16 protein-coding genes are annotated in these 14,578 nt (G+C 72.4%); 7 read left to right on the forward strand and 9 right to left on the reverse strand.

Features of this window, described 5'->3' with window-relative positions; translation table 11 throughout:
- Positions 1-6: 6 nt before the first annotated feature.
- Entirely contained in the window at positions 7-735 is a 729-nt protein-coding gene (locus tag OHU35_RS12265) for a bifunctional DNA primase/polymerase (protein WP_189724703.1), read from the reverse strand.
- A 192-nt stretch (positions 736-927) separates the two neighbouring features.
- Between OHU35_RS12265 and OHU35_RS12270 the strand changes: the two genes are divergently transcribed.
- Positions 928-1,857, forward strand: a complete 930-nt coding sequence (locus OHU35_RS12270) for a glycerophosphodiester phosphodiesterase (RefSeq protein ID WP_405505294.1) — start codon at positions 928-930, stop codon at positions 1,855-1,857.
- On the opposite strand, the gene OHU35_RS12275 is transcribed toward OHU35_RS12270, so the two are convergent.
- Entirely contained in the window at positions 1,827-2,456 is a 630-nt protein-coding gene (locus tag OHU35_RS12275; RefSeq protein WP_189724705.1) for a TetR/AcrR family transcriptional regulator, read from the reverse strand. The two genes, OHU35_RS12270 and OHU35_RS12275, sit on opposite strands and share 31 nt — an antisense overlap.
- Before the next feature lie 119 nt (positions 2,457-2,575).
- Between OHU35_RS12275 and OHU35_RS12280 the strand changes: the two genes are divergently transcribed.
- A complete protein-coding gene (locus OHU35_RS12280; RefSeq protein ID WP_189724706.1) occupies positions 2,576-2,788 on the forward strand; it encodes a DUF6243 family protein in 213 nt (70 codons plus the stop codon).
- Positions 2,789-2,916: 128 nt separating this feature from the next.
- Positions 2,917-4,287, forward strand: a complete 1,371-nt coding sequence (locus OHU35_RS12285; protein WP_405505295.1) for a S28 family serine protease — start codon at positions 2,917-2,919, stop codon at positions 4,285-4,287.
- Here the strand turns inward: OHU35_RS12285 and OHU35_RS12290 are convergent.
- From OHU35_RS12290 to OHU35_RS12305, 4 genes are all read right to left on the reverse strand, one after another.
- Positions 4,254-4,607 (reverse strand): hypothetical protein, encoded by a 354-nt coding sequence (locus OHU35_RS12290; protein WP_189724708.1) that lies wholly within the window; start codon positions 4,605-4,607, stop codon positions 4,254-4,256. The two genes, OHU35_RS12285 and OHU35_RS12290, sit on opposite strands and share 34 nt — an antisense overlap.
- A gap of 82 nt (positions 4,608-4,689) precedes the next feature.
- On the reverse strand, positions 4,690-5,679 hold the full coding sequence (locus OHU35_RS12295; protein ID WP_405505296.1) for a small ribosomal subunit Rsm22 family protein: 990 nt from the start codon (positions 5,677-5,679) through the stop codon (positions 4,690-4,692).
- 45 nt (positions 5,680-5,724) lie between these two features.
- The gene (locus OHU35_RS12300) at positions 5,725-6,927 is read right to left on the reverse strand and encodes a serine hydrolase domain-containing protein (RefSeq protein ID WP_405505297.1); all 1,203 of its coding nucleotides are present in this window, start codon (positions 6,925-6,927) and stop codon (positions 5,725-5,727) included.
- Positions 6,852-8,186 (reverse strand): multidrug effflux MFS transporter, encoded by a 1,335-nt coding sequence (locus OHU35_RS12305; protein ID WP_405505298.1) that lies wholly within the window; start codon positions 8,184-8,186, stop codon positions 6,852-6,854. The genes OHU35_RS12300 and OHU35_RS12305 overlap by 76 nt, the downstream gene beginning before the upstream one ends.
- Before the next feature lie 86 nt (positions 8,187-8,272).
- Between OHU35_RS12305 and OHU35_RS12310 the strand changes: the two genes are divergently transcribed.
- Positions 8,273-9,316, forward strand: coding sequence for a Gfo/Idh/MocA family oxidoreductase (locus OHU35_RS12310; RefSeq protein ID WP_359896377.1), 1,044 nt, complete (start codon positions 8,273-8,275; stop codon positions 9,314-9,316).
- Here OHU35_RS12310 and OHU35_RS12315 read toward each other — a convergent pair.
- Entirely contained in the window at positions 9,303-10,943 is a 1,641-nt protein-coding gene (locus OHU35_RS12315; RefSeq protein ID WP_405505299.1) for an alkaline phosphatase D family protein, read from the reverse strand. The two genes, OHU35_RS12310 and OHU35_RS12315, sit on opposite strands and share 14 nt — an antisense overlap.
- 134 nt (positions 10,944-11,077) lie before the next feature.
- On the opposite strand from OHU35_RS12315, the gene OHU35_RS12320 reads away from it, so the two are divergent.
- Positions 11,078-11,836 (forward strand): SDR family oxidoreductase, encoded by a 759-nt coding sequence (locus OHU35_RS12320; protein WP_405505300.1) that lies wholly within the window; start codon positions 11,078-11,080, stop codon positions 11,834-11,836.
- A 252-nt stretch (positions 11,837-12,088) separates the two neighbouring features.
- Here the strand turns inward: OHU35_RS12320 and OHU35_RS12325 are convergent, their stop codons facing one another.
- On the reverse strand, positions 12,089-13,075 hold the full coding sequence (locus tag OHU35_RS12325) for an aldo/keto reductase (RefSeq protein ID WP_189724714.1): 987 nt from the start codon (positions 13,073-13,075) through the stop codon (positions 12,089-12,091).
- A 57-nt stretch (positions 13,076-13,132) separates the two neighbouring features.
- The gene (locus OHU35_RS12330) at positions 13,133-13,459 is read right to left on the reverse strand and encodes a nuclear transport factor 2 family protein (RefSeq protein ID WP_189724715.1); all 327 of its coding nucleotides are present in this window, start codon (positions 13,457-13,459) and stop codon (positions 13,133-13,135) included.
- Positions 13,460-13,616: 157 nt separating this feature from the next.
- Between OHU35_RS12330 and OHU35_RS12335 the strand changes: the two genes are divergently transcribed.
- Positions 13,617-14,174, forward strand: a complete 558-nt coding sequence (locus OHU35_RS12335) for a DoxX family protein (protein ID WP_189724716.1) — start codon at positions 13,617-13,619, stop codon at positions 14,172-14,174.
- 47 nt (positions 14,175-14,221) lie between these two features.
- Entirely contained in the window at positions 14,222-14,563 is a 342-nt protein-coding gene (locus OHU35_RS12340) for a MazG-like family protein (protein WP_189724717.1), read from the forward strand.
- The last annotated feature ends 15 nt before the right edge of the window (positions 14,564-14,578 follow it).

Here is a 14,578-nt window from a genome sequence, read left to right on the forward strand (position 1 = left end):
AGGGCCTCAGCGCCGCGAAGGCCACGCCGACCCCGCGGAGTCGGCGTCGACGTACCGGCCGCAGACCTCGGTGAGCACCTCCAGCAGGCTCAACGGGTCCGGCAGCTCATGCTCGGGCCCGCGCACCCACCGCACCGCCCGGCCGTCACCGGGCAGCCGGGCCGGCGGCACGAGGACGTAGGAGCCACGGCAGTGCCAGCGCAGCCCGGGGTGCTCGTCCGCCGTCTCGGGGTGGCAGTCCAGCTCGCACGGCCACCACTCGTCCTCGTCCTCGGGCGTCCCGCGGGTGAGGGTGAAGAAGAGCATGCGGCCGTCGTCGCTCTCGGCGACCGGCCCGACCTCGACACCCTCCGCGAGCAGCCGCTCCAACGCGTCGCGACCGGCATCCAGGGGCACGTCGAGGACGTCGTGCACCATGCCGGTCGCGGTGATGAAGTTGGCTTCGGGCTGATGGCGGGCCCAGCGCTCGATCTGGGCGCGGTCGGTGGTGGACTGCGTCTGCCAGGCGAAGGACACGGGGTGCCGGGCCGGGGTGGGACAGCCGACGCGGTCGCAGGAACAGCGGTAGCCGGCCGGGTGGGCCGCGGGCGCGAGGGGCAGTCCCGCGCCGGCGGCGGCGAGCAGCAGGGCCTCACGGCCGCCGTCACCGGCGGTCTCCTTCGGCCGGCGCCCGGCGCGCAACCACTGGGTGAGTTTGCCCTGCAGACCGGTCCGACCGCCGAACTCCGCGCTCATCTATCCCCTCGCCTCGCCGTCGTGCGGAACAGCATGCCCTATCGTCCCATCTTCCCTCGCACCGGGGGGCCAGTGCCCACATCCGGGGCAGGAGCTATGAGACGGGTACCGGTGGGGCGAGCGAGGCATATGCCGCACCAAGATCGGTGTCATTGCCCGCTTTGAGCTGATATGGCGCCCTACCGTATCGCCATGGTCACAACGATCGCGCTGACGGGCCTGGCCACCGCGGCTTCCGTGGTCGCGCTGACCCTCACGGCACACGGCACCGCCCCGATGCCGCTGGAGTGGGGCACCGGCCCGCTGACGGTGGCGGCACTCCCCCGGATCACGTACGTCGCGCACCGCGGCGGCGCCCACGAGGTCCCCGAGAACAGCATGTCGGGGCTGATGACCGCCTACCGGCGCGGCACGGCGCAGGTGCTGGACTTCGACACGCGGCTGCTGCGCGACGGTACGCCGGTGGTGTTCCACGACGAGACCCTGAACCGCACCACCTACCTGGGCGGCGAGGTGCGCGGCCTGGACGCCCGGGAGTGGCAGGGCGTACGGCTGCGCCCGAGGGACGTGCTGCCCGGGAGCTGGCGGTCGGAGCGGCCGCCGACGGTCGCGGAGGTCCTGGACCGTTTCGGCGGGCGGATCGTGCTGATGCTGGAGGCGAAGGATCCGCGGAGCCTGGACCGGCTGGCCGGCCTGATCCGGGCCCGTGGCCTGACCCGCTCGGTCTTCGTGAACTCCAACGACCCCGGGGTGGCCCGGCGCGCCCACCGCCTCGGCCTGCTCACCCAGGTGTGGCGCTCGGCGCGGCAGATGCGCACGGACCGCCCGGAGCGCTGGCGGTCGTACGTCGATCTGCTGGACGTGGACCACCGGGCGCGCGACGCGGACCTGACGCGGGCGGTGAACTCGGGGATCGCGCGGGTGTGGGCGCACACGGTGGTGACGGACACACAGCGGGACCGGGTGCTGGCGCTGGGGTGCACCGGGGTGATCACGGACGCGCCGGGGCGGCTGGCGCGCATCGCCGCGCTGGAGGCCTGGCAGGCCCGGGAGGCCCGGCAGGACGCCCAGCGGGACGCCCGGAGGGCCCTTCAGCGGGGCGCGAGGCCGTGGAGGGCGTAGTCGACGAGGGTGTCGGTGTACTCGTAGGAGATCGGGCCGGTGTACTGGAGCCAGCGCTGGGCGAGGGGGGAGACCCAGAGTTCGAGGGCGATGCGCGGGTCGACGTCCGGGCGGACCTGGCCGGCCTCCTGCGCGGAGCGCACCCGGTCGGCGTACATCTGGAGCGAGGGTTCGAGGAGCTTGGCCACGGCGATGCGGCCCAACTGCTCGTCGACCACTCCCTCGGCGGCCAGGGCGCGGGACGGACCCTCGAAGCGGGGGTCCCGGAGCTGGTCGACGGTGAGGCGCAGGACGGCCTTGAGGTCGGCGGCGAGGTCACCGGTGTCCGGGATGGCGAACTCGTACTCCGGGCCCGCGTCCCGGGAGGCCTGTTCGCTCAGGTCGAGGAAGGCCTCCAGCAGGACGTCGGCCTTGGAGGACCACCACCGGTAGATCGTCTGCTTGCCGACACCGGCCCGGGCGGCGATGCCCTCGATGGTGGTCTTGGGGTAGCCGACCTCCGCGACCAGTGTGAGGGCGGCGTCGTAGATGGCGCGACGGGACCTTTCGCTGCGCCGGGTGGAGTCGGGGGCGGGCTGCGCGGACTTCTTCAGGGTCATGGCCCGAATTTATCAGGTTGACAAGACGGTGCGTCTCGTCGGACAGTGTGAGGGCAAGTGCGAGACGAAACGTCTCGTCGCACGGTCACACTCATCACTCTCACGAGAGGAGCCCCGACATGACCCGAGGCGGAGCCGGAAACATGCTGGGTGTCGGCGGATCTCGCAAGAACCTCGACCGCAAGGCGCTGCGCGGCGGCGGCCGGGGCGGCCGGATCGGCGGCGGTCTCGATCCGCAGGCCCAGAAGCGCGAGCTGCTGCGCAAGCTCCAGGAGAAGCGACAGCAACAGCGAGAAGGACAGGGAGGCGGTACGACCGACCGGTCGTCGTGAGCCTCCCCCGCCCGGGGGAGACCGTCCCCTCGCGCGCGGGATCCTCCCGGGACGTCCGGCGGATGTACTGAAGCGGTCGTGCACACCGCGACGGAACCGCCACCGACGGACACCCGGGAGGAAACACGATGGGCGTGTGGACGAGACGACGGCTGCTCACCTCGGCGGCCTCGGCGGTCTCTGCGGCGGGCCTCGCCGCCACGGCGGCCGTACCCGCGCGGGCGGCGGCCGGAAGACCCGGGCCGGGGGACGCCGACATCGCGGACACCCTGCGGGCGCTGCCCGGACTGCGGCTGATCGAGGAGCGGCAGGACGCCGAACCGGGGTACCGCCACTTCGTCCTGGGCCTGCGCCAGCCGGTCGACCACACCGACCCCGCGGCCGGCACCTTCGAGCAGCGCCTCACCCTGCTCCACACCGCCGCCGACCGGCCCACGGTGCTGTTCAGCACCGGCTACCACGCGGTCCTCACCCCTCGGCGGACCGAGCCGGCGACGCTGCTGGGCGCCAACCAACTCCAGGTGGAACACCGCTACTTCGGCACCTCACGCCCGGCGGAAACCGGCTACACCCACCTCACCATCCGCCAGGCCGCCGACGACCATCACCGCGTCGTCCGCCTCTTCCGCCGGGTCTACCCCGGCGCGTGGCTCTCCACCGGCAGCAGCAAGGGCGGCATGACGAGCGTCTACCACCGCCGCTTCCACCCCGCCGACGTGGACGGCACGGTGGTCTACTCGGCCCCGAACAACGTCGACGACCGCGAGGACTCCGCCTGCCTGCGTTTCCTGGAGACGGTCGGCACCGCCCCCGATCGTGAGGCCGTCAAGGCCGCGCAGCGTCAAATGCTGCTGCACCGGGCCGAGTTGGTCGCCCGCTACGAGGCCTGGGCGTCCGCCGCCGGCGACACCTTCCGTATCGTCGGCAGCGCCGACAAGGCGTTCGAAATCGCCGTGCTGCGTGTGCTGTTCATGTTCTGGCAGCGCGCGACGCCGGCCGACCTCACCGCGATCCCCGGCCCGGAGGCGACGACCGACGAGCTGTACGCGTGGCTGGACAACTGGGCGGGGCTGTCCCTGTACGCCGACACGGCGGCCCGGCGGTACATCCCGTACTGGTACCAGATCGGCACGCAGTTGGGGTACGGCGATGTCCCCACCGCCCATGTGGCGGACCTGCTGCGCCACCCGGACGGCATCGCGGCGCGCAACTTCGTCCCCCGGGACACCCCCATGGTCTTCGACACGACCGCCATGCCGGACATCGACCGCTGGGTCCGCCGCCGCGGCAGCCGGATGCTGTTCGTCAACGGCGCCCAGGACCCGACCGTGGCCGAGCACTTCCGGCCCGGGGGTGCCGACTCGCGGCTCCTGTGGGTGCCGGGCGGCAATCACAGCGTCGACATCGCGAACCTGTCCCCCGCCGACCGGACGTCGGCGGAGGACACGTTGCACCGCTGGGTCGGTCAGGAGTACTTCACGCAGACGTTGGGCACGTAGCCCACGGTGCCGCGGTAGTTGACCTTGCGCCAGTAGTGGTAGCTCTTGATCCCGCAGGCGTCCTTGTACGAGCCGCCGTCGACACCCTTGATGTCACAGCCCTTGGTGCCCTTGTACCAGAGGCGCAGGATGGTCGACTTGGTGCTGGCCGACTTGCGGACGTTGACGTTCGACAGCGCCGTGAGGCTCTTGCACTTCGCCGTGGCCGCGACGGTCGTCATGTCGTCGCTCTGTACGGTCGCCGTGCCGGAGGCACTCGGCACCAGCCCGGCCAGGGCCAGGGTCGCGACCGCCACCGGAGCGATCAGAAGCTTCTTCAAAGGTTCCTCCCGTTTTTGGTACGTCATGCTCACGCCCAGAGGCGCGAGTTGATCTTAGGCGTACCTGTCAGGAGGCCGGTGATCAGGGTGCGGGCGGCCAGGCGTCACCCCAGTGCGCGTCGCGTGCGGCCTTGTACAGGTCGCCGTGGCGCTTGGTGACGGTGGTGCGGTTCAGGGACGGTTCGGTCTCGCAGAGGTCGAGGAGGACCTGGCCCTTGCGGATCTGGGGCTTGCGTACGACGCGGGCGGGAGCCGGTTCGACGGGGAAGCGGGCGGCGGCGACGTAGCTGAACTTCTCGTCCTCGTAGGGGAGGGAGCCGCCCTTGACCTGGCGGTGCAGGGAGGAACGGCTGACCCGGGCGGAGAAGTGGCACCAGTCCGTGCCCGGGGCGATGGGGCAGGCCGCGCTGTGCGGGCAGGGGGCGGCGATGTGGAAGCCGGCGGCGATCAGCCGGTCGCGGGCCTCGATGACGCGGGCGTAGCCGTCGGGGGTGCCGGGTTCGACGATCACGACGGCCCGGGCGGCGGCCGCGGCGGCGTCGACGAGGGCGGTGCGGTCGGGGGCGGTGAGCTCGTTGAGGACGTAGGAGACCGTGACGAGATCAGTGCTCTCGAGGGTGAGCGCCGCTCCGATCCGAGAGCGCTGCCACTGTACGTCCCGCAGGGCCGGGTTGGCCGCGGCGATCTCCCGGCCCAGGGCCAGCGCGGGCTCGGCCCAGTCGAGCACGGTGACGGGCCGCTCCCCGTCCCAGGTCGCGGTCACGGCCCAGGCCGCCGCGCCCGTACCGCCGCCGAGGTCCAGATGCCCGCCGGGCGTCCAGTCGGGCACGGCATCCGCGAACGCCTCGAGCGCCGACCGCACCGCCTCGAAGGTCGCGGGCATCCGGTAGGCGGCGTAGGCGGCGACATCGGCCCGGTCCCGGAGGATGGGAGCGTCCGTGGGGGTGGCCCCGCGGTAGCTGGCGATCAGCCGCTCGACCGCCCGCGCGGCCTGCCGGGGCGGCAGCCCGTCGAGCAGACCGGCGAGAGCGGTGCGGAGGGTTTCGGCGGCCGGGGGTGCGGGGGCGTTCACCCGGCGATTCTACGAGGGGACGAGGGGCGGGAGAGAGCAGTGCTCTCAAATCCCCCGTACCGCCCGGGCCACCCGTGCCCCCGCAGCAGCCCTGGGCGCGTTGTCCGGGCGGCGGCGGCGCGGATGGACCGCGTTCGTCAGGAGGATCAGGAACGTGTCCGTCGCCGGATCCAGGACGAGGGACGTGCCCGTGAAGCCCGTGTGGCCGGCCGCACCCCGGCCCGCCAGGTCGCCCATGAACCACGGCTGGTCCAGGGAGAAGCCGAGGCCGGGCGGGGTGAAGAGGAGCTCGACGAAGTCGGGGCCGAGGATGCGGGCGGGGCCGTAGGAGCCGCCGGCGAGGAGGGTGCGGCAGAACACCGCGAGGTCCCGGCCCGTGGAGAACAGGCCCGCGTGGCCCGCCACACCGCCGAGCGCCCAGGCGTTCTCGTCGTGGACCTCGCCCCGCAGCATCCCCCGGTCCGCCTTGGCCCACGGCCGCCGCTGGTCCTCCGTGGCCGCCGCCCCGGGGCACGGCCCGAACTCCGTCGCCGTCATGCCCAGCGGCCGGGTGATGCCGTCGCGGACGAGGACGTCGAGCGTGCGGCCGGTGACGCGTTCCAGGACGTACTGGAGGAGGAGCATGTTCAGGTCGGAGTAGCAGTACGTGCCGGGCACGCCGACCGGCGGCTCCGCCTGGAGCATCGCCAGCCGGTGCGCGGCGTCGGCGCAGTCGTACAGCGGGAGTTCGGGCCGCAGCCCGGAGGTGTGGGTGAGCAGCTGCCGTACGGTGACGCCGTGCCGGGCCGCCCCCGTGAAGTCGGGCAGATACGCGCCCACCTTCGCGTCGATGCCCAGCGTGCCGCGCTCGATCTGCTGCACGGCGGCCACGGACGTGAACAGTTTCGTCAGGGACGCCAGGTCGAAGGGTGTGCCGACGGTCATCGGGACCCGGTCCTCGGCGGGCAGCTCCACCCCGGCGTCGGCGTCCTCGTCGTAGGCCGCGTACCGCACGGCCCAGCCCGCCGCCTCCTCCACCGCGATCACCGGGCCGCGCCCGACGACCAGGACCGCGCCCGGTGCCCAGGGGCGCTGCCCGGTGGTGAGGACGTGGACCTCCCGGACGAGATGACGCAGTTCCGCGGGGTCGAGTCCGGCCCGTTCCGGCGTGCCGTCGCGCAGTCTCGGTGCGCTCAGCTGTCCGCTCCCTCCGCGCTCGCGGTCCTGCTCTCCGTCTTCGAGGCCTTCGAGGTCTTCGAGGCCTTCCAAGGTCGGCACATTCCCATGAAGCAGGCCACTGCCACCAGTGCGGCGGCCAGTTGGACGACGGCCATCGGGACCGCGGTGTCCTCGCCGGCGACGCCGACGAGCGGGGAGGCGATCGCGCCGATGAGGAACGACGACGTGCCGAGCAGGGCGGACGCGGAGCCGGCGTTGTGCTTGGTGCGCATCAGGGCGAGGGCCTGGGTGTTGGGCAGGGTGATGCCCATCGCGGACATCAGCACGAAGAGCGCGACGGCGACGGGCGTGAGACCGACCTCGCCGAACACGCCCGTGGACATCAGCAGCAGCGCGGTCGCGGCGGTGATGACGATCGTCAGGCCGATGCCCAGCACCCGGTCCAGGCTGACCCGGCCGACCAGGATCTTGCCGTTGATCTGGCCGACGAGGACCAGCCCGACGGAGTTGACGCCGAACAGCAGGCTGAACGTCTGCGGGGAGGCGCCGTAGATCTCCTGGATGACGAAGGGGGACGCCGAGATGTAGGCGAAGAGCGAGGCGAAGGCGAAGCCGCCGGTGAGGGTGTAGCCGGCGAAGGACCGGTCGGCGAGCAGGCCGCGCATCGCGCGCAGGGCCTCGCCGACGCCGCCGCTGTGGCGCTCGGCGGGCGGCAGGGTCTCGGGCAGCTTCGTCCAGACCAGGACGCCGATCGCGATGCCGATGACGGTGAGGACGGCGAACACGCCCCGCCAGTCCGTCACGCGCAGGACCTGTCCGCCGATCAGCGGCGCCACGATCGGGGCGACCCCGGAGATCAGCATCAGGGTGGAGAAGAAGCGGGCCATGGCCATGCCGTCGTAGAGGTCGCGGACGACGGCCCGGGCGATGACGATCGCGGCGGCGCCCGCGAGGCCCTGGGCCAGCCGGAAGGCGACCAGGAGTTCGACGGTGGGGGCGAGCGCGCACAGGACGGTGGCGACGACGAAGACGGCGAGCCCGGCGAGCAGCGGGCGGCGGCGCCCCCAGCGGTCGCTCATCGGCCCGACGACGAGCTGGCCGAGCGCCATGCCGGCCAGGCAGGCGGTGAGCGTGAGCTGGACGGTCGCGGCGGGCGCGTGCAGGGAGCGCGTGACCTCCGGCAGCGACGGGAGGTACATGTCCATCGCCAGCGGCGGCACGGCCGTCAGGCTGCCGAGGAGGAAGGTGACGAGGAGCCCGGTGCGGCGGTGCGGTGTGAGGTCGGGCCGCTCCGTCCCGGCTGCGGCCCCCTGTGCGGTGTTCGATATGGACGCCCCACCCTCGGGCATGAGTCCCTCCCTGTTCGATTCGATCGCCCCCTATGCTCTCAGCTCGTACGGACTGCTCGGGGTCACAAGGTGAAGGCGGGGCGGTAATGACGGCGGACACGGTGCGGTGGGGCATCCTGGCGACCGGTGGGATCGCGGCCGCGTTCACGGCGGATCTGATCGACCTGCCGGACGCGGAGGTCGTGGCGGTGGCGTCACGGTCCGAGGAGTCGGCGAAGGCGTTCGCGGAGCGGTTCGGGATACCCCGGGCGTACGGCGACTGGAACGCGCTCGCGCGGGACGAGGACATCGATGTCGTGTACGTCGCCACACCGCACACGGCGCACCGGACCGCCGCCGGTCTGTGTCTGGCGGCCGGGCGGAACGTGCTGTGCGAGAAGCCGTTCACGCTGAACGTCGGCGAGGCGGCGGAACTCGTCGCGCTGGCGCGGGAGCACGGGCGCTTCCTGATGGAGGCGATGTGGATGTACTGCAATCCGCTGGTGCGGCGGCTGAAGTCGCTGGTGGACGACGGCGCGATCGGCGAAGTGCGCAGCGTGCAGGCCGATTTCGGGCTGGCCGGACCGTTCCCGCCCTCGCACCGGCTGCGGAACCCGGAGCTGGGCGGGGGCGCGCTGCTCGATCTCGGCGTGTATCCGGTGTCGTTCGCTCAGCTGCTGCTCGGGGAGCCGTCGGACATCGCGGCGCGAGCGGTGCTCTCCGAGGAGGGCGTCGACCTCCAGACCGGAGCCCTGCTCTCCTGGGAGAGCGGCGCTCTTGGCTCGGTGCACTGCTCCATCGTCGGCGGTACGGCGACCTCCGCCTCGGTCACCGGCTCGCAGGGCCGTATCGACGTCCCGGACGGGTTCTTCTTCCCGGACCGTTTCGTGCTGCACCGGGACGGCCGTGACGCCGAGGAGTTCACGGCCGGTCCGGCGGACGGGCCCCGCAACAGCCTGCGCCACGAGGCCGCCGAGGTGATGCGCGCCGTGCGCGCCGGCGAGACCGAGTCGCCGCTCGTCCCGCTCGACGGCACGCTCGCCGTGATGCGGACGCTCGACGCGATCCGGGAGCGCGTCGGCGTCCGCTACCCCGGCGAGACGGGCGAGTCCCCCGATGAGACGGGCGAGCCGCGCCTCACGCCGGCTTGAGCCCCTGCTCCCCCACCTCCGTCACGAAGGACGCGGCCGTCGTGACGGGCGCCCCCTGCGTGGTCACGTACGGCACGGTCTTGAAGTCGGCCCGCGCCGACTCCCGCCCCAGCGCGACCGTCACATAGCCGCGCCGTCCGTTGAAGAACCTCAGATGCGGGTTGGCGGACATGTAGGTGTCCCAGGTCGGGGGCTTGTCGGCGCCGTCCCGGCCGCTGGAGATCGAGGTCGCCACGATCTCCGTGCCGAGCGTGGCCGAGGACTGGTCGGCGAAGTCGTCCTTGATGTCGAAGGCGTACGCCGAGTGGACGTCGCCGCTGAGCACCATCAGGTTCTCGACACCGGCGGCCTTCGCCCCGTCGAGGACGCGCCGGCGTGAGGCGCTGTAGCCGTCCCAGGCGTCCATCGACACTCGGGACGGGGTGGTCGCGTCCATGTGCCGCCGGGCGAACAGGACCTGCTGCGGTACGACGTTCCACAGCGCCCGCGAGGAGCGCCAGCCGTCGAGCAGCCACCGTTCCTGCGTCGCGCCGGTCATGGTGCGCGCCGGGTCGTCGGACTCGGGTCCCGGGACGTGCGCCTGGTCGCCGTAGGCCTGGTCGGAGCGGTACTGGCGGGTGTCCAGGACGTCGAACTGGGCGAGCCGGCCCCAGGTCAGGCGTCGGTAGAGCCGCATGTCCGGTCCGGCGGGGCGCTGCGGGCTGCGCAGCGGCTGGTTCTCCCAGTAGGCCCGGTAGGCGGCGGCGCGGCGCAGCAGGAACTCCTCCGGCGGGACGTCGTTCTCGGGGATCTCGTCGGCGTAGTTGTTCTCGGTCTCGTGGTCGTCCCAGGTGACGACGAAGGGGTGCGCGGCGTGTGCGGCGCTCAGGTCGGGGTCGGACTTGTAGAGGGCGTACCGCAGGCGGTAGTCGTCCAGGGTCAGCGTCTCGCGGTTGAAGAGATCGGGCAGGGTGCGGTCGGTGTACTTGCGCTGCCCGCCGGCGGAGTCGACGGCGTACTCGTAGAGGTAGTCGCCGAGGTGGAAGACGAGGTCGACGTCGTCGGCGGCGAGATGGGCGTACGGCGTGTAGTAGCCGTCGTGGTAGGCCTGGCAGGAGACGGCGGCGAGGGTGAGCTCCGAGACGCGGCTGCCGGGGTCCGGGGCGGTGCGGGTGCGGCCGGCCGGGCTGACCCAACGGCCGACGCGGAAGCGGTAGTAGTAGACGCGGCCGGCTTCCAGGTGGCCCGCCTCGACGTGGACGGTGTGGTGGAACTCGGGGTGCGCGGTGACGGTGCCGCGCCGGGCGATGCGGCGGAACCGCTCGTCGTGGGCCAGCTCCCACTGGACGGTGACGCGCTCGGCGGGCAGTCCGCTGTCGGCCTGGAACGGGGCGGGTGCGAGGCGGGTCCACAGGATCACGGAGCCGGGCAGCGGGTCGCCGGAGCCGACGCCCAACGTGAACGGGTTCTCGGTGATCCGCGCGGCGTCGAGTTCGGCGGCGGCCGCGACTCCGGCCGAGGGCAGACTGGTCGCGAAGGCCAGCGCGGCGGCGGCCCCGGTGGTGGTGAGGAAGCCGCGTCGGCCGATGTGCCGGGCGGCCGCGCGGAGTTCGGGGGCGTGCTGGGACGGGCGTGCTGCGGGTGTCATCCGGTCCTCCCCTGGCGAATGGCTGCACAGGGCATTGGAGTGGCCGGGGTCGACACCCGGACGACGTGTACACCGCACGCACGTGACGGACGGATGAGTTCCGCATGGCGGGGCCTCCCGTACGCTGCGGGCCCATGAATGCCAAGGAAAATGCAGTCGCGGTGGTGACCGGGGCGGGTTCCGGTATCGGCCGGGCGGTGGCCGTGGAACTGCTCCGCGCGGGCTGGTCGGTGGCGCTGGCGGGCCGGCGCGTGGAGACACTGGAGGAGACGGCGGCCCTGGCGCCCGAGGACGCGGCTCTCGCCGTACGGACGGACGTCTCACGGCCCGAGGACGTGTCCGCCCTCTTCTCCGCCGCCGTCGAGCGCTTCGGGCGGGTCGACCTGCTGTTCAACAACGCGGGCACGTTCGGGCCCGGCGGCGTTCCGGTCGAGGAGCTGCCCTACGACGCGTGGCGGCATGTGGTGGACACGAATCTCAACGGGGCGTTCCTGTGCGCGCAGGCGGCGTACCGGCAGATGAAGGAGCAGGACCCGCGGGGCGGGCGGATCATCAACAACGGGTCCATCTCGGCACACACCCCCCGGCCGCACTCGGTGGCCTACACCGCGACCAAGCACGCGCTGACCGGCCTGACCAAGGCGCTGTCGCTGGACGGGCGGCCGTACGGGATCGCGGTGGGGCAGATCGACATCGGCAACGCGGCGACGGACATGACGTCCCGTATGCAGACGGGAGCGCTTCAGGCGAACGGGGAGGTGGCTCCGGAACCGGTGATGGACGTCGCCGATGTGGCCCGCACGGTGCGGCACATGGCGGAGCTGCCGCTGGAGGCGAACGTGCAGTTCGCGACCGTCCTCGCCACGGCGATGCCGTACATCGGGCGCGGCTGAGCGCCGGACCCACGGTCGTCAACTCGTCAACCTGCACAAGCGGAATTGCAACGTCCGTACTATTGCGGCCGGTAGGGCGCTTATGCTCAACTCTTCTACACCAAAGCTTCACACTTGGAGCAAAGAGCTTCCATCGGCCACCTTCTGGGGGGAGGCGGCAGTCGTTCCACGGTCCGGGTGGGGGTGGACCCCGCGAGGGACCGCGGGGTACGCACCGGTGCGTGGAACGACTGCCGCGTAAATCGACGGCGGCTACCGCCCGAGCAGCTGGTCGATCTCGGCCAGTTGCCCGCCGGTCAGTGCTCCCTTCGCCATCGCTCCCGCGTTCTCCTCCGCCTGCGCGACCGAGCGGAAGCCCGGGATGGGGACGGTGGCGGGGCTGCGGGCCCACAGCCAGGCCAGGGCGCCCTGGGCCAGGGTCCGGCCCTCACTGGTGAGGATGGAGCGGACGGCCTCGACGCGGGCGAGCCACTCGGGGTCGGCGCCTGATCCGTCACCGAACCCCTGGAGCCAGGCCGGCGGCCTGCTGCGGATGTCCCCGCTCTCCAGCGGCTGGTGGGCCCGGCGCTTACCGGTGAGCAGCCCCATGGCGAGGGGACTGCGGTTGATGCTGGCCAGGCCCGCCTCCTCGCACAGCCGGAGCATGTCGGGCGCGTCCTGGAGGACGTTGAGGGCGTGCTGGACGGCGGCGCAGTGCGGGCCCTCGGCGAACACGGCGGCGCGGGCCGGGTCGTCGGTGCTCCAGGCATAGGCGCGGATCAGCCCTTCGCGCACCAGGTCCTCGCAGGTGTCGCGGAGCCGTGCGGCCCGCTCCGGGGCGGCGTCCCCGATGTGGAACTGGTACAGGTCCACGTAGTCCGTGTCGAGGCGGCGCAGGGACGCGGTCAGCGCGCGGCGCAGGTGGGCCGGGGAGTCGTCGTGGCCGCTGGCGGTGCGGGTCCGCTCGTCGAAGAGGTAGCCCCACTTGGTGGCGACGACCACGTCGGTCCTGCGCTTGCCGAGGGCCCGGCCCAGCACGCGTTCGCTGTGCCCGGTGCCGTAGTTGTCGGCCGTGTCGAAGAAGGTGACGCCCAGGTCGAGGGCGTGCCGCACCGCCCGTACCGACTCCTCGTCGTCGACCTTCCCCCAGCCCAGCGGCAGCCCGTCGGCCGCCTGCCACTCCCCGCCGATCGCCCAGCAGCCGAAGCCCAGGGCGCTCACCTCGATGCCGCTGCGTCCCAGTGTGCGTGTGGTGTCCATGCCCGGGGACGCTATGAGTTGGAGCCCACGCGAAGACAAGACCTCGCGCAGGGGCTTTCAGGCCTGCCCGGTCTCGAAGCGGGAGATCCTGCCGTCGTCGTCGACCGTGAAGCTCCACCGGGTGCGCATCTCGCCCCAGGTGTCGTTGTTGTAGTGGGCGACGAGGGAGCGGCCGTCGTTGGACTCGCTGTCGACCTGCATATGGCCGTGGGACAGGAAGATCTCCCGGTCCACCCAGTCGGCGAGGTCCCGGTCGGAGCCGTCGTCCGCCATGGTCGCGCCCGGCGCGAGGAGCTCCATGAAGCTCTCGCGGTCGTGGTTGTTCACGGCGGTCACGAAGGCGCGGACGGCCGGGTCGCTGAGGCGCGTGGTCTGAATCGTCATGCCAGTCAGCCTCGTACCGGTCGGCGGGCCACGCCACCCGTGCCACCCGAACGGCGTCCCCGGCGGCTCCGCCGGGTGTCGCGGGAGGTCAGGGGTGCGAGGGTGGAGACACGACGAGGAACACTCCTTCGCTGTGCTGTCCGCTCCGGGAGACGACGTGAGCCGTTACGACCGACGTGATCTGGGCCTGCTGCTGCTCCGGCTGGGGACGGGCGGTGTGCTGGCCGCCCACGGCACGCAGAAGCTGTTCGGCTGGTTCGGCGGGGGCGGCCTCGAGGGCACCGGGCAGTTCATGGAGGCCGTCGGCTACGTCCCGGGCAAGGTGAGCGCGACGGCGGCGGGCCTCGCGGAGACCGGCGGCGGCACGCTGCTGGCCCTGGGCCTGGCCACTCCGGCGGCCGGTGCCGCGGCGGCCGGTGCGATGGCGGGGGCGGCCGCGGTGCACACACCGAACGGGTTCTTCAACCAGGGCGGCGGCTACGAGTACGCGGCCACGCTGGGCCTGACGGCCGCCGGCCTGGCCGTCACCGGCCCCGGCCGGCTCTCCCTGGACCATCTGCTCGGGCACGCGGTGAACCGGAGCTGGATGATTCCGGCGGCGTTCGCCGCGACGGCGGCCGGGACCGTGCTGGTCGTGGGGGCGCGCACCAAGCGGCTGCGGAAGGCGAAGGAAGGCGAGCAGGACCCGCTGTTCGACGAGGAATACCTGGAGTAGGGCGGCGGATCGGGCGTTGTCAGACCCTCGTGGCAGGCTGCCGCCCCATGAACGATCAGACAGCGCCCGGACCCGATCTGTGGGCCGCCATCGACACCCTGTGGGAGTGGCTCGACACCAAGCGCCCCGTCGAGGGCCGCGAGGGCGTGCTCCTGCGCATCCTGAAGCTCTCCGAGGAGGTCGGGGAGGTCGCCGAGGCGGTGATCGGCGCGACCGGCCAGAACCCGCGCAAGGGCGTGACCCACGACTGGGACGACGTCCAGTCGGAACTGTGCGACGTGGTGATCACGGCCCTGGTGGCCCTGCGGACCCTGACGCCGGAGGCGCGCGAGGTGTTCGCCCGGCATCTGAAGCGGGTGACGGAGCGGTCGCTGGCCTCGCCGGGCTGACGTCCTCGGTCGCCG

This window comes from Streptomyces purpurascens (assembly GCF_045040895.1).
Classification (GTDB): domain Bacteria; phylum Actinomycetota; class Actinomycetes; order Streptomycetales; family Streptomycetaceae; genus Streptomyces; species Streptomyces purpurascens.